Source organism: Rugosimonospora africana (assembly GCF_016862975.1).
In the GTDB taxonomy this organism is placed as follows: Bacteria; Actinomycetota; Actinomycetes; order Mycobacteriales; family Micromonosporaceae; genus Rugosimonospora; species Rugosimonospora africana.
This window is the reverse complement of the sequence record NZ_BONZ01000045.1, coordinates 141,098-165,242: the sequence shown is the minus strand read 5'-3', so window position 1 is coordinate 165,242 and position 24,145 is coordinate 141,098. Positions and strand designations below refer to the sequence as shown.

Genomic DNA, 24,145 nt, shown 5'->3' with positions numbered 1-24,145 from the left:
CGAGGTCGAGGTCGCTGGTGGTGATCAGAATGTCGATGTCGCTGCAGGAATTCCCGTCGCCCCGGGCCATGCTGCCGAACAGCGCGGCGGCGTCGATGCCGGGTACGTCCGCCAGACAGCCACCAATGCGGGCGGCCAGTTGCCGGTCGTTCGGCCGGGTTCGTTGCGGCGAGTCATGCCGCCTAGGCTGTGCTCGCCGGCTGCGGCGGCGCGACCGTGCTGTTCGGTCTGAACTCGACCGGACGCTGGGTCAGGACCCACGCCGAACGCAGTGTCCAGCAGTTGAGAACGCGAGCTTTGGATGTGGCGCGATGAACCTCGACAGGAGCGTTTCCGTCGGCGACTCCCCGGCGGCAGAAGCCTGGGCGCAGGTGCTGGCATTCGTCACCGGTCAGGACCGGCTCCGCGCCCTGCGTCTTGAGCTGGACCTCGGGGTGGGGAAATCCGAGTGCTGATCAAACTCGCGCAGGCGCTGATGACCCTTCGCGAGGTCGCGCAGGCCGTCGAGGTCGACCCCTCCGCTGCCACCGTCGCGGTCGATCTGTTCGAACGACGCGGTCTCGTCCGGCGACTGCCGCACCCTCACGACATCCTCACCGATCCGCCGCCCGCGCTCGCCGCGCTCGACGCCGACGATATAGCAGCCCTCACCCGGATCTTCGTCACCTTGAATACCAAGCCCGAGCCGCGCACGACCCCCACCGCGGACTCGAACTAGGTGTCCGTTGTGGACGATGTGATACTTGGCCCGGGCAACCTCGCCGGCACAGGCGTTTACGCCGCGCGTGACTTCGCCGCCGGTGAAGTGGTCGTGTCTTACCGGCTTCAGCCACTCGACGAGGCCGACTACCTGGCCCTACCTGCTGGCGAGGATCTCTTCGTGCACAGCTACGCAGGCCGCCGCTACCTCTACCCAGCACCGGCGCGTTTCGTGAACCACGCGGACGACCCCTCCTGTTACCAGGACTTCGATCGAGCTTGCGATATCGCGTTACGGCCCATCGCGCAGGGCGAGCCGATCACCATCGACGCCAACGAGGAAACCGCCCACGAACTCGACACTTTCCTCGACGCCTACCGGCACGCACTCAGCAAAAGATCGGAAAAACTCCTCGCCTCCTTGATCGACCGCCACGCCACGCTGTGGATGGCAGGACGCGCGGTCCGGGGGCGAGACGCCTTCAGCGCCGCATTGCCCGAGGCCGGAATAGCGTCACTGTCCGAGGCCGAGTGGCTCGTCGGCACCGGACGCTGGGAGGCGCTCTGCTCTGCTGAAGCCGTCACCGACAGCGGCCTACGGCATCACACCATGCTCCTCAAGGTTGTCGCAGGAAACTGGCAGATCGTCTATCACCATGCTGGATGAGTCATCCGCGCGGACGGTGGTTCGGCATCGTCGACATGTCTGACGGGCCTACGGCACCCTCATCGCCACGATGCTCGACTTCTACACTGCGCCACCGCAGTCGGCATCGAGGTGTCCGCCTCCCTGAGGCGGGGCGCCCCCACACCAGGTTGACAGCCGGTCGACGCCGCAGTGGTGGACGACGTCGAGTACTGTATCTGATACAGTAGCTGGCGTGGTTGAGAACGCCCGGGGCGATGGCTCCTCCAGCGTCGAAGTCCTCGCCGCCGACCTGCTGCGCGGGCACACCGACACGATCGTGCTGGCAGTGCTGCGTCAGGACGACAGCTACGGCTTCGAGATCTTCAAGCGGATCCGGGACGCCACTGGCGGCCGGCACGAGATCAAGGAGGCGACTCTCTACGCGACGTACCGGCGCCTGGAGAAAGACGGCCTCATCGAGGCGTACTGGGGTGATGAGAGCCAGGGCGGGCGGCGCAAGTACTACCGCATCACCGACGCGGGCCGCGCCGTGTACCGCCGCAACGTGGCGGCCTGGGCGCTCACCCGCGATCTCATCGACTCCCTTATCGACCTGGACCGGTCCACCGGTCCCGGCGGCGCGGCACCCGGAAGGCGGTCATCGTGACCAGACCCAACGACATCACGGGCGGCTCCGACATGGATGTCCATCGGCTGCTCGACCAGGCGTTCGCGGGCATTGAGATGACCCTCGAACGGCAGGATCTGAAAGAGGAGATGCGAGCCAATCTGATGGCTCGGGTGGCCGAACTGGAGGCCGGTGGGCTGGCCGGGGGCGCTGCTGCGCGCCGGGCGGTTGAGGAACTCGGCGACGTCCACGCCATCGTCGACGGCACGGAACCGGCTGCTACCACCTCCGCCGCACCGTGGCAGCACCAGCGGGTGCGCCCTCGGCCGGATTTCGTACTGCGCACCGTGTTGCTGTCCGCGCTCGGAGTGGCCGGGCTGGCCGTACTGGCCCTGGCCGCCACCGCAGGCGGTGTCCCGCTCGGCGGTCAGGTCGCCGCGGTACTCGGCGTCGCCGTGGCGGCTGGAGCGGTCACCGCTGACGCGCTGTGTCAGGAGACGACCAGCAACCACCCGATGCCCGGCCGGCGCGCCGCCGGGTACGGCGTCGGTGCCCTGTTGGCCGTGGCCGGGCTGGGCGGCGGCTGGCTGTACCTGCGCGACGGCGGCATGGGCTGGGTCATCGGTGGCGCGGTGTCGGTACTGGTGGCCGTCGGGCTGCTGAGCTACCTCGGTGCCACGCAGACCAATCGCCACAAGGAATGGGTGGTCCGGATGCAGGAGTCGCACGCGGCTGTCGGCAACCGGTTCGCCGAGGATCCCGCGGCCGCCGCCCGGTTCGGCGTCTACACCGCGGTCACCTGGCTGCTGGCCATTGTCGGGTTCGTGGTGCTCACCCTGACCGCCGGCTGGGTCTGGTCCTGGCTGGCAATCGTAGGCGGCGTCGTGATCATGATGATCATGCTCGCTCGGATGCTGTTCGTCCCACGGCCCGAGTAGAGGTCCTGAAGAGTCCGTGGCCGCGGTGCGCCAACACCGCGGCCACGGGGTGACACACCGGAGTCGTCGACCGAGGCGGCCGACCCGCCGTGCGTGCCTGCAATCGCCACGGTAGCCCACGCCGCACCTCGACCCGCCGGCTCCTTCGCATCCCGGGCGGCCGGACCGCCCGGCAATCTCAAGGAGCACACATGTCCACACCAGCACCGGCCGTGGAGGCGGTGGAGCTGGAAAAGACGTACGGTAAGGGCGCCAAGGCCGTACGTGCCCTCGACTGCCTCACCTTCACCGTGCGCCCCGGCATCGTGTTCGGGCTGCTTGGCCCGAACGGAGCCGGCAAGTCGACCGCGGTACGGATCCTGACCACACTGTCGCGGCCGGACCGGGGCCGGGCCAGCATCCTCGGCATCGACGTCGGCAAGCACCCCGACCAGGTCCGGCGGCTCATCGGGTACGTCTCGCAGAAGCCGGGCTTCGACCCGGTCGCCACCGGGATGGAGAACCTCGTGTTGCAGGGCCGGGTCCACGGCGCCTCGGCCCGCGCGGCCCGGGCGCGCGCGGCCGAATTGCTCGACCGCCTCGATCTGTCCGCGGCCGCTCGCCGGCTGGCCGGCGCCTGGTCCGGCGGGATGCAGCGCAAGCTCGACGTCGCCATGGGGCTGATGCACCGCCCCCGCGTGCTGTTCCTCGACGAACCCACCACCGGCCTGGATCCGCAGGCGCGGTTGGACCTGTGGGCGGAGATCGCCCGGCTGGCCCGCCACGACGGGCTGACTGTGCTGCTGACCACGCACTACCTCGACGAAGCCGACCACCTGGCCGCACAACTGGTCATCGTCGATGCCGGGCGGGTGGTCGCCGCCGGCACCCCCGACCAGCTCAAGAGTGAGTTGGGCGGAGACACCGTCCGGGTGGGTCTGGTCCGCCCGTCAGAGGCGGACCGGGCCGGCCGGGCGATCGGGACGGTCCCCGGGGTCAGCGCCACTCTCGCCGAAGGCGCCACCCTGCAGGCTCGGGTGGGCAACGGGGCCGCCGCGCTGCCCGCGGTGCTCGCCGCGCTGGAGGGCGCCGGAGTCGGGCTAACGTCGGTGAGCGTCGCCCGGCCCTCGCTGGACGACGTGTACCTGCACCACGCCGGCCGCAGTTTCGGCGAAGCGGACCGGGCCGGGGCCGGGCGGGAGGTGGTGCCGGTATGACGAGCGTGTTGACCCATACCGGGCTGCTGTCCGGCCGCTCGTTGCGTACCCTGTCCCGTCAGCCCGCGTACCTGCTGTTCACGCTGGTCCAGCCGATGGTGTGGCTGTTGCTGTTCGGCCAGCTCTTCCGCCGGGTTGCGGAGCTGCCCGGCTTCGGCGGCAACTACCTGGACTACCTCACACCGGGCGTGGTGGTGATGACCGCGATGATGTCCGCCGGGTGGAGCGGCACCTCGATCGTGCAGGACATGGAGCGCGGGGTCATGGACCGCACCCTCACCTCCCCGGTACGCCGGTCCGCCCTGGTCGCCGGCTCGATGGCGTACCAGGCCCTGATTACCGTGGTCCAGTCGCTGATCATGTTCGGTACCGGGCTGGTAGCCGGTGCCCGGTACCCGGGTGGGCCCCTGGGGCTGCTGGTCGTGCTGGGTTGTGCGGCGTTGCTCGCCCTGGTGTTCGCCGGACTGTCCAACGCGGTCGCGCTGCTGGTCCACCAGCAGGAGGCGTTGATCGCGGTCTCGCAGTTCCTGGTGCTACCGCTGGCGTTCCTGTCCTCGGTGATGATGGCGCCCGCTTTGATGCCCGGCTGGGTCGGCCGGTTGGCCCGGTTCAACCCGCTGAACTGGGCGGCGGTAGCCAGTCGGGAGTCGCTACGGGCGGCGCCGGACTGGGGGTTCGTGTTCGAGCGGGTGGCGCTGCTGGCGGTACTGGCGATCGTGATGGCGTGGCTGGCGGCCCGCGCCTACCGCGTCTACCAGCGTTCCCTCTGAGGTCTGTCTGTTTCGGTCACCTTGCGGTGGACGGCAACGTGTGATCCGCCGTAGCAACGCGGAATTCGGCCCGGGCGAGCCGCCCTGGTCTGCAGCTCCCCTGTCCGGCAGCTGCAGGCCAGGGCGTCGTACGGGGCCGCACCCAGTCGACGGGCCGGTAGCCATCGACGGCGCTTGGCGTTGGGCTCATTCGTCGTGGTGAGGCTGCGGCACTGTCAGGCCACCGATGCCGGCACCTTGTCGCGCGTCAGTCGCCGCTGGTGAAGCCCAAAGCCGGGAAGATAAGCGTTCTGGCTGGTCATCGGCGTGCGGCTGGTGACGTTCGACGCCGGTGGTCAGTCCTCGGGGAGACCGGTGAGGGCCGAGCACCGGCTCCATAGCCGGCGGGCGAGATCCTGGTCGAGCGCCTGCGGCGATGGTGTGACGTCCACGCCGTCTTCGAGGTACCGGCCGGTGCCGGGTGAGGTGATGACGCTCATCGCCACTTCGGCGGCGGTGTCGGGGGATGGATATTGCGCGAGTCGTTGCTGCCATTGCTCTGGCGGGATCCGTGCGAACTGCATCAGCGCTTCGGTCGCGGTGGCGCCGGGGCAGAAGCTGTTCGCGCGGGCTGATGCACCCAGTCGCCGGGCGAGCTCCAGCGTGAAGCTGACGTTGGCCAGCTTCGAGCGTATGTACGCGCTTCTCATCTCGTAGCCGGTGAGCGAGTCGATGTCCTCGATACCCTCCACGGCGTCGCGGTGCCTGCTCGCCGCGACGTTGACGACGACACCGTGAGCGGCTACGAGCAGGTCCAACAGCAGCCGCGTGAGCAGGAAGTACGCCAAGTGGTTGACGGCGAAGGTGCGCTCGCGGCCATCCACGGTGACCTGCCGTTGCTCGGATATGGTGGCGGCGTTGTTCACCAGCACGTCGAGGCGGTCGTGACGGTCCCGGAACCGTTCGGCCAGGGAACGGACGGCGGCCTGGGAGGCCAGGTCGGCGGGCAGGTAATCGATCCGGTCGGCTCCGGTGGTCCGGCGGATCGCGTCCCGGGCGCTTTCCAGCCGGGCCGGGTCACGACCGACCAGCGTGACTATGGCGCCGGCGCGGGCCAGTGCGACGCTCGTGGCGTAGCCAATGCCGCGATTGGCCCCGGTGACCATGCACACCTTGCCTGTCAGGTTGCTGTGCATGATTGTCCTTTCACGAAAGAGCGTGACTCGTACCGGTGTGAGGTACGGCTGAAGCGGTCTGTTTAGAACGCAGGTCAGGCCCAGACGGAATAGGTCCGCGTTGACACTGGATCTTAGTCTTCTCGGTTCGTCGACAGTCGATGGATGGTGATGCCGGCGAATCTCGCCCGGACTGGACTCGGAGAAATCGGGCATCGGTGTCGGGCTCAGGATGGCCGAGGTTCGATGCTGAGTTCGATTGGGGCGCCGCGCTCGACGGTGCGGGTCACCGTGGAGCGCGTCCGTATCGCGGTGTGCATGGCGTCCAATACCCGCGCGTGTGTGGCGTCGTCCAGGAACGAAAGGTCGGCGTACAGCGTGACCCGCAACCGCTCGTATTCACGTACGTCCGGGGCCCGTTCGGGGGAGACGGTCGCGGTAAGCGGGGCGTCGTCGCCGGCGCACTGGGTGAGGAGTTCTTCCACCGTCAACGCGGCGCACCCGGCCGTGGCGATCTGAAGTAGCTCACCGGGTGTGAAGGCACCGGGTACGTCGTTTCCACCAATTCGTACCGTGGCACCGCGTGCGTTGGTGCCGGTGAACGTGTGCGTACCGGTCCGTTCGATCTTCAGTTCTGTCACCTGGCCTCCTCCGGCGCCGAATGCGAAAGGATTCTCCATCATCGGCCGCCCCCAATCGCCGGCGACTTGATGGCTTCTTCAACGAGTGACCACGCCGCTGTCGTGGCGGCTGTCGAGGAAGCGTCGCAGGCCGTTGTGGACGCCATCGGTGGCGACGGTGGCGGCGAAGGCGGCTGCCTCGACGGCGAGGCCCTCGTCGATCGGCAGGTTGATGCCACGTGTGACCGCCCGCAGGCAGGCGGCGACGGCGCTTGGGGCGTGCCGGATCATCCGGGCGGCCAGTTCCTGGGCTGCCGGCAGCAGGTCATCGGCCGGTACGACGTCGTTGATCAGGCCGAGTTCGGCGGCGCGGGTTGCCGGGATTGGTTCGCCCGTCAGGATCATCTCCAGCGCGTGCTTGCGGCCGATGTGCCGGGGCAGTCGTTGAGTGCCGCCGAAGGGCGGCGGGAAGCCCAGGGTGATCTCGGGCTTGGCGAAGGTCGCGTGCTCGGCGGCGAGGGCGAGTGGGGCCGCCTCGGTGATCTCGCAGCCGGCGCCGTAGGCCAGGCCGTTGACGGCGACGATCACAGGCTTGGGGTACTCCTCGATCCGGCAGGTCAGCGCCTGGCCGCGCCGGACGATGTCGCGCATGGCGTGCTCGGGGCCGTTGCCGATGCTGGCCGCCAGCGCCGGGATGTCCGCGCCTGCGCTGAACGCCTTCCGGCCCGCACCGGTCACGATGACCACGCGGATGCTGTGATCGGTCTCGAAGCGGTCCAGCGCCGCGAGCATCGCGTCGATGGTCGGGTAGTCCAGGGCGTTGAGCTTGGCCTCGCGGTCGATGGTCAGAGTGGCGACGCGATTGTGGAGTTCGACGATCATGGCGTGAACCGTAGTCGCCGTACACTAGGACGATCCAACGATTGTCCTAGGTACAGGAGCATCCTCGTGGCGTCGACGTCCTATCGGTTGATCGCCGAGGAGCTCGCCGGCCGGATCCGCTCGGGCGGGATCGCGGCCGGGACCCGGCTGCCGACGCATCGCGAGCTGGCCCGCGAGCGGCGGATCGCGGTCGCCACGGCCACCCGGGTATACGGTGAGCTGGCCGTCATGGGCCTGACGGTCGGCGAGCCGGGGCGCGGCACGTATGTGCGGGACGTGTCCGGCTACGACGGCGCGGAGCCGACGCGAGCGCTGCCGGTGCCCCGCGTCGCCGACCTCTCGTTCAATCAGCCGCTCAGCACGGAGCAGGGCGGTCAACTGCGGGAGGCGCTGCGCCGCCGCGCCGGGATGGGCGACATCGAGAGCCTGCTGCGCCAGGAACCGCCGGGCGGCCGCCAGGTCGACCGCGCGGTGGTGGCCACGTACCTGCTCGGCCACGGCGTCGACACAGTGCCGGCGAACGTCCTGCTGACCGGCGGCTCGCAGCAGGGCCTCGACACGGTCCTGCGCGCGCTGACCCGGCCCGGCGACATCTTGGCCGTCGACGCTCTGACGTATCCCGGCATCAAGCTGCTCGCAGCCGCGCACGGCCTGCAACTCGCGCCGGTGCCGATCCGCGCCGACGGGCCCGACCTCGATGCCCTCGACGCGCTGTGCCGCACCCGCCCGGTCCGGGCGATCTACGCCGCGCCCACCGTGCACAACCCGCTCGGCTGGGTGCTGAACGCCGGGCAGCGCGAGCGAATCGTGGCCGCGGCCCGGGCCGGCGACAGCCTGCTCGTCGAGGACGGCACGTACGCGTTCCTCGAGCCGGCGCCACCGCCACCACTGCAGGCCCTGGCGCCGGAGCGGACCTTCTACGTTGCCGGCTTGTCCAAGAACGTGGCCGCGGGCCTGCGGTTCGGCTTCGCGGTGGTGCCGGACGCACACATTGCCGCGGTCGTCCGGCAACTGCGGGCCGCCGCATGGGGCGGCCCGACGCTGGTGACCTCGCTGGCGACCGGGTGGCTGGCGGACGGTACGGTCGCCCGCCTCGAACAGTCCCGCCGGGAGGACGCCGCCATCCGGCAGGACATCGCTCGCATGGCGTTGCAGGGCCTGGACTTCACCGCCCACCCCGGCTCGTACATCGTCTGGCTCCGATTGGAGCCACACCAGCGCCCAGACCTGGCGGCGAACGTCCTCGCGCACGAGGGCATCCTCGTGTCCACCGCGGACGCCTTCGCCACCGGCGGCTACCGGCCGCACGCGCTGCGTCTGGCGCTGGCCACCCCGCCGCGGGAGGAGCTGGGCCCGATCCTGCGCCGCCTGCGCACCGCGGTGGACGCGATCGCCCCGTAGGCCGCAACGTACTCAGGATCGACAAGGACTACGTGTTCGAAGGTCCGGCCGGCAAGACGCGTCTGGGCGATCTGTTCGAGGGCCGCGGTCAACTCATCGTGTACCACTTCATGTTCCACCCGGATTGGGAGGACGGCTGCCCGAGCTGTTCGTATGCCGTGGACAACGTGGGCCCACCCGTAAGTGCCTTCCGATCCGGGCGGGTTCGGCTTGTCGCAGACCCGAATCACCCGTCACGGAAGGCACCTGCCGGCCGAACGCGTCCGACGGTTGTCGTCGGCGTGGCCGGTTACGCCATGCCGAACGTGGGCCGGCCGCCGGTGTTCACCCGAGCCCGAAGGTCAATCGCAAGCCACCCTGTTGACGTCGCGCACATCGAAGTCCCAGTATTCGGAGTTGGGCCCGTTGTTCTCCGCGGTTGCCCCCTCGATCCAGATGCACATGTCTTTGCCGTAGACCCTGACTGGCCCGGCATAGTACTTGTACATGCCGCTGTCCTCGGACCAGTTGTTCTTGATGTGATTGTCGTCGTAGGAACTGTTGTGCATATAGATGTACATGTTGGTCGCCAGACCGTAGAAGACGTTACTGGTCCGCTTCACAACGACGGCGCAGTTCCAGCCGGTGCTGGAGTCGTAGTACAGATCGATGTCTGCGGCCGCACCTTCGCTGCCGTAGATTGTCCAACTGCCGACGGAGGAGCCGGTGCAGCCGTATCCGCCCGCGTAGGCCGGGCCCGCTGGCGACGTGGCCACGAGCGAGGTGGCCACGAGCGCCGCCCCGAACAGGACCCGAACGAAGCGTTTTCTGATCACTTCTGACTCTCCTTAGCGTGATGAAGGTTTCTCTTACCGCGATGCCGGGGCGCGTCGGCATCGCTCGTCACCTCAGTCGGTCTGAGCCGCAACGGGCGCGGGGCGTCTGTCCGCGGTTGCGGGCGTGGGGCGGCGGTGCCGCGGCAGCACGATGCCGGCGACAGCGGCGGCGAAGGCGAGAGTTGCGGAGACGCTCATCGCCACGATGTAGCCGTCGCTGAACTGGCGGGCAGTGGCGTAGCCGCCGGCTGCGGCGAAGGCCGCGCCGGTGAGGGCGATCCCGAACGCGCCACCGAGCTGGCGGCTGGTGCTGAACGTGCCCGACGCCCGGCCGATGTCCTGAGGTGCGACCCGGCTCACGACCGCCTTGGTGACGGCCGGCAGGGCTAGTGAGAACCCGATGCCACCGACAGCCATCGCCACCGCTGTCGTGACGTAGCCGATGCCCGGTTCGGAGATCAGGGCGATCCAGCCCATGCCGAGCGCGAGCAAGAGCGTGCCGATGAGGATCAGTGATCGCTCGCCGATCCGATCGGTGAGTGCGCCGGCTCGGGGAGCGATGAGGAACGGCGCGATGCCCCAGGGCAGCAGCCGTAAGCCGGCCGCCACCGGTCCGTGGCCGAGCGCGACCTGGTGGAACTGGGCGGTGAAGAAGATCGCACTGGTCAGAGAGCCGTTGAGGAAGAAGACCACCGCGTTGCCGGCGGAGAAGGCCGACGATCGGAAGAGCCGCATCGGCAGCATGGGGGCCCGGGCACGCAGCTCCCGAACGACGAGCAACACGCCGAGCACGAGGCCACCGGCCAGCGTGGAGACCGTTTCGGCGCTGCTCCATCCGGCCGTGTTGCCGCGTACCAGAGCCCACGTGATGCCCAGCGCCGCTGCTGCGGCGAGGGCTAGGCCCGGCAGGTCCAGCGTGCCACCCGGCCCGTGAGCCTCGGCGATGCGCCCGAGCACCAGCGGGATCGCGATCAGCGTGATCGGGACGTTCAGCCAGAAGATCCACTGCCACGCCAGGTGCTCGGTCACGACACCGCCGAGGATCGGGCCGACGATCGCGGCAAGCCCCGTGACGCTGCCGTAGATCCCGGTGGCCCAACCGCGGCGTTCGGGCGGGAACGCGCCGTTGAGCAGCCCGAGCGCCACCGGCATGATCAACGCGGCGCCCGCACCCTGCACGGCGCGGGCCGCGACCAGCGCGCCGACGTGGGTGGACAGCGCACAGGCAGCGGACGCTGCGGCGAACAGGCCGAGCCCGATCGCGAAGAGGCGGCGCCTCCCGTAGCGGTCGCCCAGCGCCGACCCGGTCATCAGCAAAACTGCGAAGCTGAGCGTGTAGGCGTTCACGGTCCACTCAAGGTCCTCAAGGGACGCGCCGAGATCGTGCTGAATCGCGGACAGCGCGGTCGCCACCACGAGCATGTCCAGCACCACCACGAATGACGCGAGGGCGCTGAGGCCGAGCACCCACCGCTGTGCCGGCGTCGTGGCCGCCGGCGCTGCCTTCTTGTCCACATCTGTCCAATCGTGTAGCCGGTGTGCCGGCGGGAGCGGTCTTGTGCCCGCCCGCCGGCCGGGATCAGGAGGCGATTCGGCCGTCGACGGTCATCGCGAGGCTCTTGACGCAGCAGCCGCGCCGGTGAGCGCCGCCTTCTGCATGGTCACCTCCGCCTGTTCGAGTCAGGCGCGGAACGGGCACCGGGCCTGTCGGGAATGCAGACTTCCCGGAAGCGCCGAATTAGTCGGTGCTCTGCTACAAAGTGGGCCGGGCCACACCGAAACCCCGACAGAGCAGTTCCCGGCGAACCGTCGATGCGCGGCCGAGAGTCCGCGCGCGTCGCCGCGGCGCATGTCCGGGTAACGGAGGCAATGGGCGACGCGGCCGCGAGTCTGCGGTGCTGGACGATGTGGCCGAGCGACAGAAGCCGTGATTACTGGATTCGGCGACAGGCACCTGAGACGGTGGTTCACCGGATCGACGTCCACGTTGTCGCTGCTACGCATGATCAACGCCGCGGTCGACTATGAGAGCCGGTTCCCCCGCCGGAACACGAAGCCGAACACCTGGCCGGGCTTCAACGCCTGCGGGTCGCTGGAGGCGGCGCGGACGGCGGAGCGTCCGCCGGTGAGCATGGCGGACGTGATGGCGCCGGTCGACGGCCCGATGTGGCGGCGGCCGAAGGACCGCGGGTATCGCGCACTACGAGCGAGACACCAGTAGTCTGCAACGACTTCTCAGTCAGTTCCGGGACCTTCGAGTTCGGTGAAGAGCGTCAACTGCAGATCGCCGGGTGCCTCCAGCCGTGCGTTCAGTGAGTTCCATGGAGTCCGGGTCGGGTGTGCGACCACCTGAGCACCTGCAGCGGCCAGCCTCGAAGTGGTGGTGTCACAGTTGTCGACCTGGAACGCGACGCGAATGTGGCCAGCCACTCGGTGCCCCACCTCGACCTCGTCGATGAAGGCAGCATGGCCGGGGTCGGCCAACTCCAGGGTGGCTCGGCCGGCGTCGAGGATGGTGACCTTCCCATCGGGAGAGGAGAAAGCAGCACGCTCGGCCAGGCCAAGGACATCGCGGTAGAAGTGCAGTGCCGCTTCGTAGTCGGTTGCGGTTACCACGAGGCGGAGTTCTCGGACAGCGGGTTCGTCGGACATGTCGGCTCCCTGGCTGATTCGGCAACGTACGGGCCAACACAGTACGACACATGCGACGAGTTGTTGCGCAACCTGCAACTACGGCTGTCGGCCGCAACAGCGTCCCACCCTGACTCCGACAAATTCGCTACCCGGCGGCCGGAGCGCCGTGATACACAACCGACGTGCAAAACATCTTGGAGTTTCCCGAGGTCCTGCGACTGATCGAAGACCGCTCTGCCGCGTTCCGCGCCGCGATCGCGTCCGCCCCCGACCTTGACGTCCAGGTCCCGACCTGCCCGGACTGGACGCTGCGCGAACTGGCGCAGCACCTCGGCGACGGCCGCCGCCGCCAGGCCGCCATCGTCGCGACGGGCCCGGGCGCTGAGCCCCCGGCGAGGACGGACCCGAAGGGCGCCCCGACCGCGCCCCGCGACCGCGAAGCCCTGGACGCCTGGCTCGCCGAGTCGATCGAGCTCATGCTCGACGCGATGCGCGAGGCCGGCCCGGACCGCGGCTGCTGGACCTGGTGGGGCCGCTCGCAGGCCCCGGAGACCAGCGGAGCCGTTGCCCGGCACCAGATCCAGGAGATCGCCGTCCACACCTACGACGCCCAGCTCACCCAGGGGGCCGCACAGCCGCTGCCGACGGACATCGCGGTCGAGGGCGTCGACGAGTTCCTGACGACCTGCTCGGCGACGACCGTCCCCTGGCCGTTCAAGCCGGCGACCATCGACCTGCACACGACCGAGGGCCGCTCCTGGCGCCTGACCCTCAACGCCGACGGCGTCCGCTGCGACGACCTCGCCCCCGACGCGGAGCCGGGCGACATGGCGGTGCGAGGCGCAGCGAGCGAACTGATCCTCTACTTCTACGGGCGCATCCCGCTCGACGGCCTGGAGACCACCGGCGACACCGAGCCGATGGAGCGGCTCGCAGACTGGGACCCGAACGCGTAAAACGGGAAGAGGTCACCTGAGGATCCCGGCTGCTGGCGCCGTTTGCCGTCGAGGTGGAGGTCTCCGGTAGCGGGGCCGTCTTCGACGACGCCCTTCCTACCGGAGACCCCGGTCAACAGACCTCACTCGACGTCGATCCGTGCCCGTGGCGGCAGCGTCGCGTCAGCCACGTCGCGGGCGACTTCCGCACAGGCTAGGGGGCGATGGAGACGTAGTAGCCGTCGCCGTCCAGGATTCGGTCGGTGCGGACGAGGGTACCCAGGACCGAGCCGACCGCCTGGTTCTGGTCCAGCGGTACGTGCCCCCGCAGGCATCGCTCGTTGCCCACATAGGAGAAGAACTGCACCACCCACTGCCCGTTCGCCTGGAACGGTACCGCTTCGGCGCACGACAGGCCGGTGAGGCCGAACGAGGCACCGCTCTCCTGGCTGCTGGCGAAGGCGTACTCGTCGCAGCTGTCGTTGCTGACGAACGTGGTGGGGAAGAAGGTCCCGTCGTTACAGATGGCGTTGCGGTTGCTGGTCACCGTGTCGTCGTCCGCCTCCCGGTGCAGCGGCTGCGCGGAGCCGAAGCCGTCGGGCAGGAAGGACTCGCCGACCGCCACGTTGGCCGCGCCCGCGCCCTGGATGGACAGCGACAGCCTGAGCACCGGCGAGAACTCCGGGAACACGCAGCCCGCGTTCTGGTTGGCCAGTTGCCCGTCGCACCTGATGGTGCCCGGTCCGGACCAGCTCACCCGACCCTCGGGGATGACTCCGGGCGGCACGGTCCAGAAGAAGGTGTTGGTGATGCCGGTCGTTTCGACTCGGGTCCCCGGTTCGTCGTCGTAGACGAAGGCCGCCGATACGGTCTGCCCCAGTGCGATCGGCGCGGTGCGGGTACCGACCGTGGCGCTGCAGTTGTCACTGCATGACCCGGTGAAGGTCAGGGTACGGGCGGCGGTGGCCACGCCGGTCGCGGTGAGCCACACGATCGTGTCGTTCTCGGTGAACAGCCCGCTGCTGGTCTGGAGGAGGATGTCCTGCGCGACCGACAGGGTAGCGGTGCCGACGATCTCCCCGGTCTCCGGATCGATGATGGACTCGTAGATGTTGTGGCCCTGGGAGCACGCCTCCGTCCTGTTCAGCGCCCAGTCTCCGTTGTCGATGGTGGAGCAGAAGTCGGCCGAGTGGGGCACCGCCCCCGGCGCTAGCCGGGCCGCCGACCGCTGGTCGGCGGTGGCCGGTACCGTCGACACACAGGCCACCGCGCGCTGGCCGCGGGCGGCATAGTCGTGCAGCCTTGCCCGCACCGAACCGCAGTCGCTCGTGGCGTGCGGCGAGACCGACGCCGCCCTGATCGAGGTCGGTCTGTCCACATGCGGCAGCGTCAGCGGCACCACCCGGGCGGCGGGGCCGGGCGGCGCGGCGGATCCGGTCCCGGCGAACGCCGGGCCGGCCGTGGCCAGCAGCGCGAGGGCCGCCGTGGCGGCGACCGTCACCATGCGCAGGCGCATACGTGCTCCTCTCGGGTTCTACATGGCAGGCGTGGTGCGCGTCCGGTGCCGGGCGCGCGCCGCGTCCGTACCATGACGTTTCGATTCATGCTGGTAGATTTCTCTGGACGGGCGCTGGACAGATGCTGGACCGAGCTTGCGGTCCACGCCTCCGTGCGATCGGGCGGTGCGTCATGTGGTTGCAGGTCCTCGGCCCGGTCCGGGCCTGGCGCGACGCCACGGAACTGGACCTCGGTCCGGCCGGGCAGCGGGCGCTGCTGGGCGTAATGGCGCTGGCCGACGGTCAGCCCCTGGCCCGATCCGAACTCGTTGACGCGCTGTGGGGGGAGCGGCCGCCGGCCAGCGCGACCAATGTGATCCAGACCTACGTGAAGCACCTGCGCCGTCTCCTGGAGCCCGCCCGGCGTCCGCACGCACCCAGCGAGGTGCTCCCCGCGGTGGGCACGGGGTACGCGCTGCGCCTGCCCGAGGACGCCGTCGACGTGAGCGTGTTCCGGCGCCTGCTGGCCGAGGCAGCCGTCGGCGCCGCGGACGCCCGGTACGGTGCGAGCGGACCCGGCGAGGGCGGACGGCACGGTGCCGATGTGACTGGCGGCCAGCGCGGCGATGCGGAGCGGACCGTGGCACTGCTGGGCCTGGCGTTGGGCCTGTGGCACGGGCCGCCGCTGCCCGAAGCCGCGGGCGCGACCGGCCATCCGAGGGTCCGCGCGCTCATCGAGGAGCACCGCGCGGCGGTACTGCGGTACGCCTCGGCGGCGCGCGGAGCCGGCGTCGCGGCTCAGGCACTGCCGATCCTGACCGAGGTGTCCACTGCCCACCCCTTCGACGAGGCGGTGCACGCGCAACTGATGCGCTGTTACCGCGCGGCCGGCCGGCGGGACCGCGCTTTCGGCGTGTTCGACGGCATCCGGCGCCGGCTGCGCGACGAACTCGGTGTGGCGCCCGGCCCGGAGCTGGCGGCGGCGCGGGCCGACCTGCTGCGCGAAGCGCCGGAGCGACCGGCGTCGGGGAGCGAGGGTTCCCAGGCTTCCGGCGGCGCAGCGGCGCAGGCCATCCGGCCCGCACAGCAGCCGGCCGACGTGCCGGGGTTCGTGGGCAGGATCGCTGAGCTGTCCACATTAGACTCACTGCTGCCGCCGCCCGGCCGGGACGGTCCGGACGGCCGGACCGGCCCGGTCGGGCAGGGCGGTAGCCGGATCGTGGTCGTTTCCGGTACCGCGGGGATCGGCAAGACCGCGCTGGCGGTGCACTGGGCGCACCGGGCGCGGGACCGCTTCCCGGACGGGCTGCTCTACGCCGACCTGCGCGGCTACGGCCCGGACGGCGAGGCCGTCGACCCGGCCGTTGTGGTCCGCGGATTCCTCGATGCCTTGCAGGTGCCCGCACACCAGGTGCCCGCCGCCTCCGACGCCCAGGCCGCCCTCTACCGCAGCCGGTTGGCCGGGCGGCGGGTACTCGTACTGCTGGACAACGCCCGCGACGCCGGCCAGGTACGCCCGCTGTTGCCCAGCTCGCCGGGCTGCGCGGCGGTGGTCACCAGCCGCGGCGCACTCGTCGGCCTGATCGCCGCCGGGGCGCAGCCGGTCACGCTGGACCTGCTCCCCGCCGCCGACGCCTGGCACCTGCTCCAGCGACGCCTGGGCAGCGCGCGGCTGGCCGAGCAGAGCCAGGCCGCTCACGAGATCATCGCGCGGTGCGCCCGGCTGCCCCTGGCGCTGGCGATCGTGGCGGCCCGCGCGGTCACCCATCCGCAGTTCAGCCTGGCCACTCTGGCCGCGGAGCTGGCCGGCGGGCCGGAGCGGTTGGACCGGCTGTCCGGCCCGGACCCGGCGGTCGACGTGCGCTCGGTGTTCTCCTGGTCCTACCGGGCGCTCGGCAGGCCGGTGGCCCGGCTGTTCCGGCTGCTCGGCCTGCATACCGGGCCGGACATCGGCGTACCGGCCGCCGCCAGCCTCGGCGGGCTCACGCTGCCCGAGGCGCGGCGGCTGCTCGCCGAGCTGGCCGGCGCCCACCTGCTGGAGGAGCGGGTACCCGGCCGCTTCGCCGCACACGACCTGCTGCGCGACTACGCCGCCGAGCAGGCCGCCACCGACTCGACCACACGGCGTCGGGCCGCCGTGCGCCGGATGCTCGATTACTACCTACACACCGCGCACGCGGCCGACCGCCTGCTCAACCCGCGCCGGGACCCGGTGCAGCCACCGGCCGCGACCCGCGCCGTCGTCTCCACACCGCTGTCCGGGTACGACGAGGCCATGGCCTGGTTCACCGCCGAGTACCTGGCGTTGGTGTCGGCCGCCGGTCAGGCCGCCGCGTACGGCTTCGACGCACACGCGTGGCAGCTGGCCTGGGCGGCGGCCACCTTCCTGGATCGGCGCAGCCTGTGGCACGACTGGGCCGCGCTGCAGCGGGACGCGATCGAGGCCGCCCGCCGGCTGGCGGATCCGGCCGCGGAGGCGGTGTGCCGCCGTAGCCTGGCCCGTGCCTGCATCCGGCTCGGGCAGTTCGACGTGGCGCGCGACCAGCTGCACATCGCCCTCGACCTGTACCGGCGCGCCGGCGACCAGACCGGCACGGGGCACACCGAGTACAGCCTGACGATCGTCGCCGAGCGCGAGGGCCGGCACCGGGAGGCGCTCGAACACGCGCGGCGGGCGCTCGACCTGCACGAGAGTACGGGGCACCGGGTCGGCCAGGCCGACGCGCTCGCCGCCATCGGCTGGTTGCAGGTGCGGCTCGGGGACCACCAGCAGGCCCTGGTCACCTGCGAGCAGGCGCTGACCCTGCACCGGGAACTGGAGCACGTGGTCGGGCAGGCGGAGACCTGGGACAGCCTGGGCAACATCCACCACCAACTGGGTCGCTACGAGCGGGCCGTGGCGGCGTACACCGAAGCCGTGCGGCTGCGCCGCGGCCTGGGCGACAAGTACTACCAGGCCGCCAGCCTGAGCCGCCTGGGCGAGACGTACCGCGCCGCCGGTGACCTCGCGGCGGCCCGGGCATCATGGCGGCAGGCCCTGAACATCCTGGACGGGACGCAGCACCCCGAGGCCGCGGCGGTGCGGGCGCGGCTTGCGGACCTGGATGCCGCGGCGCCGTCCCGGCGGTAGTGCACGCCGTCCGGAGTCACCCGCACGTTCGCCGGCACTTTCCGACCGTGTCGGCCGTCACCGGATGGGCGTCGTGCGGATCATCGACCAGGACACCGGTGGCAGCTCCACGTCGAGGAAGCCGTCCTCGATTCCGTGCCGGGTGCTGGACCGCGGGATGACCCGGCCGGGCGTCTCCTTGGAGTTCGTCGCGAGCAGGTCATCGCCGCCCAGCACGACGTGCTCGACGACCTCGTGCGCGCCGTCGATGCCCATCCGCAGCCGTAGCCGGGCCGACTGGTGCTCATCGCGGTTGACCGCGAACACGGCGATGTCGCCACTGTCCGGCTCCCGCGTCGCCGTGAGATCCACGGCGGACACGTCGCCGAGCGTCCTGGAGTACAGCGTGGGGGAGTCGACCGCGACCCGAAGCACCTCGCCGCGTGCGTGCCGGGCGGTCAGCGCGAACGGGTAGAAGATGGTCTGCCGCCAGGCACCGGTGTCGGGTTCGGTGCGAATCGGCGCGATGACGTTCACGAGCTGGGCGAGGCACGCGATGGTCACCCGGTCGCTGTGTCTGAGCAGACTCATCAACAGGTTGCCGAGCACGACCGCGTCCTCCACGGTGTACTCGTCCTCGATCAGGCGCGGCGCGCGGGCCCAGTCGAGGCGGTCCTGGCCGACGAACCGGCTTTCGTACCACAGGTTCCACTCGTCGAACGACAGGTTGATCCTGCGCCGGGACCGCTTCTTGGCTCCGATGTGGTCGCAGGTGGCGATGACTCCCTCGATGAAGCGGTCCATCGTGTCGGCCGAGGCCAGAAAGCCGACGCGGTCGTCGCCGTGCTGTTCGAAGTAGGCGTGCAGGGAGATGTAGTCCACCACGTCGTACGCCTCGTCGAGGACGGTGGCCTCCCAGGAGCCGAAGGTGGGCATGCGCTCGTTGGAGCTGCCGCAGGCGACCAGCTCGATGTCCGGGTCGACGCGGCGCATCGCCTTCGCGGTCTCGGCTGCCAGCCGGCCGTACTCGGTGGCGGTCTTCTGGCCGATCTGCCAGGGGCCGTCCATCTCGTTGCCGAGGCACCAGGTGCGGATGTTGTGCGGTTCCCGTACGCCGTGGGCGATGCGCAGGTCGGAGTAGCGGGTACCGCCGGGGAAGTTGGCGTACTCCAGGAGGTTGCAGGCGTCCTCGACGCCCCGGGTACCGAGGTTCACCGCCATGATGGGTTCGACTTCGGTCTGCCGTGCCCAGGTCATGAATTCGTTGAGACCGAAGGTGTTGGGCTCCAGCGATCGCCAGGCCAGATCGAGCGCGACCGGCCGCTGCTCGCGCGGGCCGACCCCGTCTTCCCACCGGTAGCCTGACACGAAGTTGCCGCCGGGGTACCGCACGGCGCTGACGCCCAGCTCCTTGGTGAGCTTGACGACGTCCAGCCGCAGACCGTTGACGTCGGCTTCCGGGTGCCCCGGTTCATAGATGCCGCCGTAGACACTGCGGCCCATGTGCTCCACGAAGGAGCCGAACAGGCGGTGCGGAACCGGTGCGATGACGAAGGCCGGGTCGATGGTTGCTGTGCAGGTGAACACACCTGTCTCCGATTTCTGTTCGATCACTGTGGTCACTTGATGCCGCTGTTGGCGACACCCTGGACGAAGTAGCGCTGCAAGGCGATGAAGGCGATGGCCAGCGGGGCGAGGGAGATCGCGGCGCCGGCCATCAGTGCGGCGTGGTCCACTCCGGATTGGCTGGAGAACAGCGTCAGCGCGGCCGGCAGGGTCTGCATGTGCACGTCGTTGGTGACCACCAGCGGCCACAGGAAGTCGTTCCACAGCGCGGCGAACTGGATGATGAACAGCGACGCGAGGGCCGGCTTCGCGTTGGGCAGGATGATGCGCCAGTAGAGCGTGAGGTTGCCCGCACCGTCGATCCGTGATGCGTCGTCGAGCTCACGGGGCAGCGAAAGGAACGCCTGTCGCAGCAGGAAGATACCCAGTGCGCTGGTCGCCCGGGGGATGATGAGTCCTTGGTACGAGTTGAGCCAGCCGAGGTGGAACAGGGTCAGGAAAACCGGCACCACGGTCACCTGGAAGGGCACCATCAGGGTGGCCAGGATCAGCACGAACACCGCGTTCTGCCCGCGGAACCGCAGCCGTGACAGGGCGAATGCGGTCATCGAGTCGAACAGCAGCAACAGCAGCGTCGCGCCGCCGGCGAAGACGAAGGTGTTGAGGATGAGCTGGCCGAACGGGAGTTGGTCGACGACGGCGCGCACCCCGTGCAACGTCCAGTGCACCGGCCACAGCCGGGCCGGATCGGCGTACAGGTCGGGACTGGTGCGGAAGGCGACGCCGAGCATCCAGAGGAACGGCACCAGCATCGCGAGGCCACCGACGCCGATAACCACCCAGGACAGGGCGGCGCCGGCGCGGGTGGCGGCACCGGCGGCGCGCACTGCGGTCGCACGCCCTCCCGTCCCACGCGCGCGTCGGGGCGGCCGTGCGCCCGTCGCACGCAGGGACGTCACGGTCTCAGTCGACATCGCGGTACCTCAGCACTCGCAGCTGGACCGCCGAGATGCCCAGGATGATCACGAAGAGCACCCAGGCAATGGCGCTTGCGTAGCCCATCTGGAACTCCACGAACCCCTTCTGGTACAGGTACATGACGACGGATTCGGTGTGGAAGATCGGGCCGCCGCTGGTCATCGAGAACACCAGGTCGAACAACTGCAGGCCGTTCACGGTCGCGATGACCGTCGTGAACAGCAGGGCGGGCCGCAGCGCCGGCAGGGTGACGTTGCGGAACTGGCGCCACGCGCCGGCTCCGTCCAGCGCCGCCGCCTCGTACAGGTCGCGGGGCACCTGCTGCATGCTCGCCAGCAGCACGATCATGGTGAAGCCGACGTTTTTCCAGATCCCGACGGCCATCACCGTCGGCAGCGCCAGCGCGGTCGACTGCAACCAGGCCGGTGGCGAGACGCCGACCGCGGCCAGCCACGCGTCGACCAGCCCTACCTGAGGGTCCAGCAGGAACTTCCAGATGATGCCGACGACGACCAGCGACGCGATGAAGGGAAAGAAGTACGCGGTGCGCAGCAGCGTGGAGTACCAGGTGGTCCGGCGCAGGCGGGAGGCGATGGCCAATCCCAGCACCACCTGTCCGACCGACACCACGAGCGTGTAGACGACGGTGACGCGCAGCGCGTTCCAGAACCGGGAGTCGTGGAACAGTCGGGTGTAGTTGGCGAAGCCGACGAACCGGTGGCTGCTTTCACCGACCATCCAGTCGTGCAGGCTCATCCAGCCGGACTGCACGATCGGCTCGGCGATGAAGACCGCGATGAGCACGAGGCTGGGGGCGATGAACAGGTACGCGCTGTTGAAGCGCCGCGCCGATCGACGCCGCGCGGGCTGCGCGGTGGGTATTCGGTTGGTCGTCATGGTGCTCCTCCCGGCCGGGACGCGAGCGGTGCGTCGCGTCCCGGCCCGACGGGGATCGTCAGTTCTGCTTGCAGCCGGTCAGCTTGTTGATCTGTTTGGCCGCGTCGTCGGCCGCGGACTGCACGCCGGCGCCTCGCTCGATCTTCTGAATGAACGGAACGTAGACATCGGAGTCGATCTGAGAGGCGACGCTCTGCCCGGCGAGGTAGAGCTTCGCGTGCGGCAGCGCCTGGGCGAAGACCGACACCGCAGGGTCGCCGGCGGTGCTGTTGCCTAGATCGGTACGCGCCGGCGGGAAGCCGGAGACCTGGGAGAACTTCTCCTGCGCGGTCTTGCTCGTGTACCAGGCGAGAAAGGTCTTCGCCTGGGCGGGATGCTTGGTGGTCCGCTCGATCATCAGCGGGACCGTCGAGGCAAGTGTCACCGGGCCAGCGGAGCCGACCGGGACTTGGGCGATGCCCAGGTTGATGCCGGCGGACTTGAAGCCGGCAGCGGCCCACGGCCCGTTGATCTCCATCGCCGCCTTCTTCGAGGCGAACAGGGTGTCGGCGTCAGCTCCGGCCTGGCCGACCGGGCTGATGTGGTCCTTGGCCACGAGTTGGCTCCAGGTGGTCAGAGCCGAGACGCTGGCGGCGCTGTTGACGGCGGCGCAGTTGTTGCTGTCGAGGATGTCGCCACCGCTCATCCACTGCAGAACTGGCCACATCTGGATGGTGTTGTTGTCCGCCAGCGATATCCCGTACTGCGATGGCTTGCCCGCTGCGCCGATGGTCAGCTTCTTGGCATCGGCGATGAGGTCATCCTCGGTCGTCGGCGGCGTGGAAATGCCGGCGGCGGCGAACATGTCCTTGTTGTAGTAGAGCGCGAGGGTGGCCATGTTCGCCGGGACCGCATAGAGCTTCCCGCCGACGGTGAACGCGGCCTTGACCGACGGCGGGAAGGCCGCCGAGTCGATCTGGTCCGCTCCGGAACCCACCGCGGGGTCCAGGGGCAGCACCGAGTTCGTCTTGATGTAGCTGAAGATCGACCCTGGATCGGAACTCGGCGTGGCCAGGTCGGGGCCTTGGCCGGTGGCCCAGGACGCCGGCAGCTTCTGCCCGACCGTGGCCCACGGCTCGACAGTCATGGTGACCTGGATGTCGGGGTGCGTGTCGTTGAACTCTTTGACCAGCGTCTGGTAAGAGGGCTCGTCGGGTCCGGTGAACCCGGTGAGCATGCTCAGGTGAACGACTCCTCCCGAGGATCCGGAGGACCCATTGCCGCATGCGGTTGTCAGGAGCAGGGCGGCGATGGCAGCGATGGCGGCGGCCACGGGGACCGCTCGGCGATGCGCGAATAACATGCAGATCGCTCCACTTTCGAGGGTGTGTTGGTGTGGCGTCGTGTGGTGGCGGTGTCAAGCAGGATGGGTGCCGCAGGAATCGCGGACGACGATCTCGGCGGGAAGAACCGTGTGTGTCCGTACCGGCGTGGTGCCCTCGACGAGGTCGAACAGCAGCGCGGCGGCCCGCTGGCCCAGGGCCTCGGCGGGGACGTGCACCGTGGTCAGTCCGGGGGTGACGAGCCGGGAGATGCCGAAGTCGTCGTAGCCGGCCAGCGCGATGTCCTCGGGTACCCGCAGCCCCCGCGAGCGGAGCTCCAACAGCGCGCCGTAGGCCATTTCGTCGTTCGCCGCGAAGATCGCCTGTACGTCGGACATGGTGTCCAGCACCTGGCGAGCGGCGGCGCGGCCCGACTCTTCGCTGAAGTCACCGACCGCGAGCGTGTGCGTGCACGGCTGACCCGATTCGGCCAGTGCCCGGGTGAATCCTTCGTAGCGGTCGATCGCTGGCTGATGGTCCAGCGGCCCGCTGATGTGCGCGATGCGGCGCAGGCCGTGCTGCTGCACGAGGTGCAGGGTGATCGCCATGGCGCCGGCCACCTCGTCGACGCCGACGCTCACCGCGTGCGGCAGCTGCGGGTACCGGCCGATGAGCACCACCGGAAGCGCCGCGTCGACCATCCGGTTGACGTTCGTGTCATTGATGGAGGCGGAGGCGACGATCGCGCCGGACGCCGCCCGTGAACGCAGCACCCGTTCGTACGCGGCGACGCCGTGCGTCTCGTCGGGGTTGGTCGATATCATCAGCGCCACGTCGTGCGCGTTCGCGGCGGCGGTGACCCCGACGAGAAGATGCATGAAGTAGGGGTGACCGAACATGTGCTGTCCGGTGTTCGGAACGACCACGGCGATCGAGGCGGCCCGGCCCGCGCGCAGCGCTCGGCCGGCCGAGTTCGGCACGTAGCCCAGGCTCTTGACCGCCGCGCGCACGGCGTCCTTGGTGGCCGGGCTGATGCGTGAGCTGTCGGCGAGCGCCATCGACACGGCGCTCTGCGAGATCCCGACGGCCCTGGCCACGTCCTTCAACGTCACCGTCTGTGGTCGGGCCGGCGCGCCGGGTGCCGTGACCGCAGCGCGGCTGGCTTCGTCGGTCGGTTCCACTGGCGAGCGGGCCGGCGGCACGAGTGCGCCCGTCTCGGGGGACGCTGCGGCGCCGGATGGGTCCGCACGGCGGACGCGCGGCTTCACGGTGCCGTCCGCGGCCTCGCCCTGGCGGTGCACGTCGCTGGACATCGCGTGTCCTTCCTCAGCGGTCGCTTGGTGCTGAAGCGTTAGAGCAGGCGATGTGAGGTGCTGGTCGTCTCCGTCGACTGCTCTAACGTTTGAGCACGAAGGACGCTAAGTGACGTTGACTACGGCGTCAATAGCCTGAGCTGGTCAATCTGGCGAACCGGCCGACGCGGTACGGAGGCTTCGGT

24 protein-coding genes and 2 pseudogenes are annotated in these 24,145 nt (G+C 69.7%); 13 read left to right on the top strand and 13 right to left on the bottom strand.

The window, feature by feature from the left end:
* Positions 1-19: 19 nt before the first annotated feature.
* Positions 20-115 (bottom strand): annotated as a pseudogene (locus Raf01_RS50925) (nucleotidyltransferase domain-containing protein); the annotation flags it as partial.
* Between the two features lie 196 nt (positions 116-311).
* Between Raf01_RS50925 and Raf01_RS24290 the strand changes: the two are divergent.
* The 7 genes from Raf01_RS24290 (at position 312) to Raf01_RS24260 (ending at position 4,859) form a co-directional block, all read left to right on the top strand.
* Positions 312-455, top strand: coding sequence for a hypothetical protein (locus Raf01_RS24290; protein ID WP_203920286.1), 144 nt, complete (start codon positions 312-314; stop codon positions 453-455).
* Entirely contained in the window at positions 449-718 is a 270-nt protein-coding gene (locus Raf01_RS24285) for a MarR family transcriptional regulator (protein WP_203920285.1), read from the top strand. The genes Raf01_RS24290 and Raf01_RS24285 overlap by 7 nt, the downstream gene beginning before the upstream one ends.
* 9 nt (positions 719-727) lie before the next feature.
* A complete protein-coding gene (locus Raf01_RS24280; protein WP_203920284.1) occupies positions 728-1,366 on the top strand; it encodes an SET domain-containing protein-lysine N-methyltransferase in 639 nt (212 codons plus the stop codon).
* Between the two features lie 214 nt (positions 1,367-1,580).
* Complete coding sequence (locus Raf01_RS24275) at positions 1,581-1,994, top strand: PadR family transcriptional regulator (protein WP_203920283.1); 414 nt, start codon at positions 1,581-1,583, stop codon at positions 1,992-1,994.
* Positions 1,991-2,893, top strand: coding sequence for a permease prefix domain 1-containing protein (locus Raf01_RS24270; RefSeq protein ID WP_203920282.1), 903 nt, complete (start codon positions 1,991-1,993; stop codon positions 2,891-2,893). Before Raf01_RS24275 ends, Raf01_RS24270 begins: the two co-directional genes overlap by 4 nt.
* A 191-nt stretch (positions 2,894-3,084) precedes the next feature.
* Entirely contained in the window at positions 3,085-4,089 is a 1,005-nt protein-coding gene (locus tag Raf01_RS24265) for an ABC transporter ATP-binding protein (protein WP_203920281.1), read from the top strand.
* Positions 4,086-4,859, top strand: a complete 774-nt coding sequence (locus Raf01_RS24260; protein ID WP_203920280.1) for an ABC transporter permease — start codon at positions 4,086-4,088, stop codon at positions 4,857-4,859. The genes Raf01_RS24265 and Raf01_RS24260 overlap by 4 nt, the downstream gene beginning before the upstream one ends.
* 335 nt (positions 4,860-5,194) lie before the next feature.
* Here the strand turns inward: Raf01_RS24260 and Raf01_RS24255 are convergent, their stop codons facing one another.
* The 3 genes from Raf01_RS24255 to Raf01_RS24245 form a co-directional block, all read right to left on the bottom strand.
* Positions 5,195-6,229: an SDR family NAD(P)-dependent oxidoreductase gene (locus tag Raf01_RS24255; protein ID WP_203920279.1), complete on the bottom strand. Its 1,035-nt coding sequence runs from the start codon at positions 6,227-6,229 to the stop codon at positions 5,195-5,197.
* Positions 6,230-6,240: 11 nt separating this feature from the next.
* Positions 6,241-6,654, bottom strand: a complete 414-nt coding sequence (locus tag Raf01_RS24250) for an OsmC family protein (protein WP_203920278.1) — start codon at positions 6,652-6,654, stop codon at positions 6,241-6,243.
* A gap of 78 nt (positions 6,655-6,732) precedes the next feature.
* Positions 6,733-7,515 carry an enoyl-CoA hydratase-related protein gene (locus Raf01_RS24245; protein ID WP_203920277.1) on the bottom strand — a complete coding sequence of 261 codons (783 nt, stop codon included), beginning with the start codon at positions 7,513-7,515 and terminating at the stop codon, positions 6,733-6,735.
* A gap of 66 nt (positions 7,516-7,581) precedes the next feature.
* Here Raf01_RS24245 and Raf01_RS24240 point away from each other — a divergent pair, with 66 nt between their 5' ends.
* Positions 7,582-8,916: an aminotransferase-like domain-containing protein gene (locus Raf01_RS24240; RefSeq protein ID WP_203920276.1), complete on the top strand. Its 1,335-nt coding sequence runs from the start codon at positions 7,582-7,584 to the stop codon at positions 8,914-8,916.
* 17 nt (positions 8,917-8,933) lie between these two features.
* Positions 8,934-9,116, top strand: a pseudogene (locus Raf01_RS49760) (DUF899 family protein); the annotation flags it as partial.
* 141 nt (positions 9,117-9,257) lie between these two features.
* Here the strand turns inward: Raf01_RS49760 and Raf01_RS49755 are convergent.
* Positions 9,258-9,731 (bottom strand): hypothetical protein, encoded by a 474-nt coding sequence (locus Raf01_RS49755; RefSeq protein ID WP_239133868.1) that lies wholly within the window; start codon positions 9,729-9,731, stop codon positions 9,258-9,260.
* A gap of 72 nt (positions 9,732-9,803) precedes the next feature.
* The gene (locus tag Raf01_RS24230; protein WP_239133863.1) at positions 9,804-11,246 is read right to left on the bottom strand and encodes an MFS transporter; all 1,443 of its coding nucleotides are present in this window, start codon (positions 11,244-11,246) and stop codon (positions 9,804-9,806) included.
* 198 nt (positions 11,247-11,444) lie between these two features.
* Between Raf01_RS24230 and Raf01_RS50920 the strand changes: the two genes are divergently transcribed.
* Positions 11,445-11,759 (top strand): maleylpyruvate isomerase N-terminal domain-containing protein, encoded by a 315-nt coding sequence (locus tag Raf01_RS50920; protein ID WP_373319556.1) that lies wholly within the window; start codon positions 11,445-11,447, stop codon positions 11,757-11,759.
* Complete coding sequence (locus Raf01_RS24220) at positions 11,734-11,952, top strand: hypothetical protein (RefSeq protein ID WP_203920275.1); 219 nt, start codon at positions 11,734-11,736, stop codon at positions 11,950-11,952. The genes Raf01_RS50920 and Raf01_RS24220 overlap by 26 nt, the downstream gene beginning before the upstream one ends.
* A 14-nt stretch (positions 11,953-11,966) precedes the next feature.
* On the opposite strand, the gene Raf01_RS24215 is transcribed toward Raf01_RS24220, so the two are convergent.
* The gene (locus tag Raf01_RS24215) at positions 11,967-12,383 is read right to left on the bottom strand and encodes a VOC family protein (protein ID WP_203920274.1); all 417 of its coding nucleotides are present in this window, start codon (positions 12,381-12,383) and stop codon (positions 11,967-11,969) included.
* A 164-nt stretch (positions 12,384-12,547) separates the two neighbouring features.
* On the opposite strand from Raf01_RS24215, the gene Raf01_RS24210 reads away from it, so the two are divergent.
* A complete protein-coding gene (locus Raf01_RS24210) occupies positions 12,548-13,321 on the top strand; it encodes a maleylpyruvate isomerase N-terminal domain-containing protein (RefSeq protein ID WP_203920273.1) in 774 nt (257 codons plus the stop codon).
* Between the two features lie 193 nt (positions 13,322-13,514).
* Here Raf01_RS24210 and Raf01_RS24205 read toward each other — a convergent pair whose 3' ends face one another.
* The gene (locus Raf01_RS24205; RefSeq protein ID WP_203920272.1) at positions 13,515-14,816 is read right to left on the bottom strand and encodes a hypothetical protein; all 1,302 of its coding nucleotides are present in this window, start codon (positions 14,814-14,816) and stop codon (positions 13,515-13,517) included.
* A 173-nt stretch (positions 14,817-14,989) separates the two neighbouring features.
* Here Raf01_RS24205 and Raf01_RS24200 point away from each other — a divergent pair, with 173 nt between their 5' ends.
* On the top strand, positions 14,990-17,926 hold the full coding sequence (locus Raf01_RS24200) for an AfsR/SARP family transcriptional regulator (RefSeq protein WP_203920271.1): 2,937 nt from the start codon (positions 14,990-14,992) through the stop codon (positions 17,924-17,926).
* A 57-nt stretch (positions 17,927-17,983) separates the two neighbouring features.
* Here the strand turns inward: Raf01_RS24200 and arfA are convergent, their stop codons facing one another.
* The 5 genes from arfA to Raf01_RS24175 all read right to left on the bottom strand — a co-directional run bounded on the left by arfA (position 17,984) and on the right by Raf01_RS24175 (position 23,960).
* Positions 17,984-19,492, bottom strand: coding sequence for an arabinosylfuranosidase ArfA (gene arfA / locus Raf01_RS24195; RefSeq protein ID WP_239133862.1), 1,509 nt, complete (start codon positions 19,490-19,492; stop codon positions 17,984-17,986).
* 32 nt (positions 19,493-19,524) lie between these two features.
* The gene (locus tag Raf01_RS24190) at positions 19,525-20,358 is read right to left on the bottom strand and encodes a carbohydrate ABC transporter permease (RefSeq protein WP_239133861.1); all 834 of its coding nucleotides are present in this window, start codon (positions 20,356-20,358) and stop codon (positions 19,525-19,527) included.
* Positions 20,359-20,434: 76 nt separating this feature from the next.
* Positions 20,435-21,346, bottom strand: a complete 912-nt coding sequence (locus Raf01_RS24185; RefSeq protein WP_203920270.1) for a carbohydrate ABC transporter permease — start codon at positions 21,344-21,346, stop codon at positions 20,435-20,437.
* Positions 21,347-21,404: 58 nt separating this feature from the next.
* Positions 21,405-22,562 carry an ABC transporter substrate-binding protein gene (locus Raf01_RS24180; RefSeq protein WP_203920269.1) on the bottom strand — a complete coding sequence of 386 codons (1,158 nt, stop codon included), beginning with the start codon at positions 22,560-22,562 and terminating at the stop codon, positions 21,405-21,407.
* Between the two features lie 180 nt (positions 22,563-22,742).
* Positions 22,743-23,960, bottom strand: coding sequence for a LacI family DNA-binding transcriptional regulator (locus tag Raf01_RS24175; protein ID WP_203920268.1), 1,218 nt, complete (start codon positions 23,958-23,960; stop codon positions 22,743-22,745).
* Between the last annotated feature and the right edge of the window lie 185 nt (positions 23,961-24,145).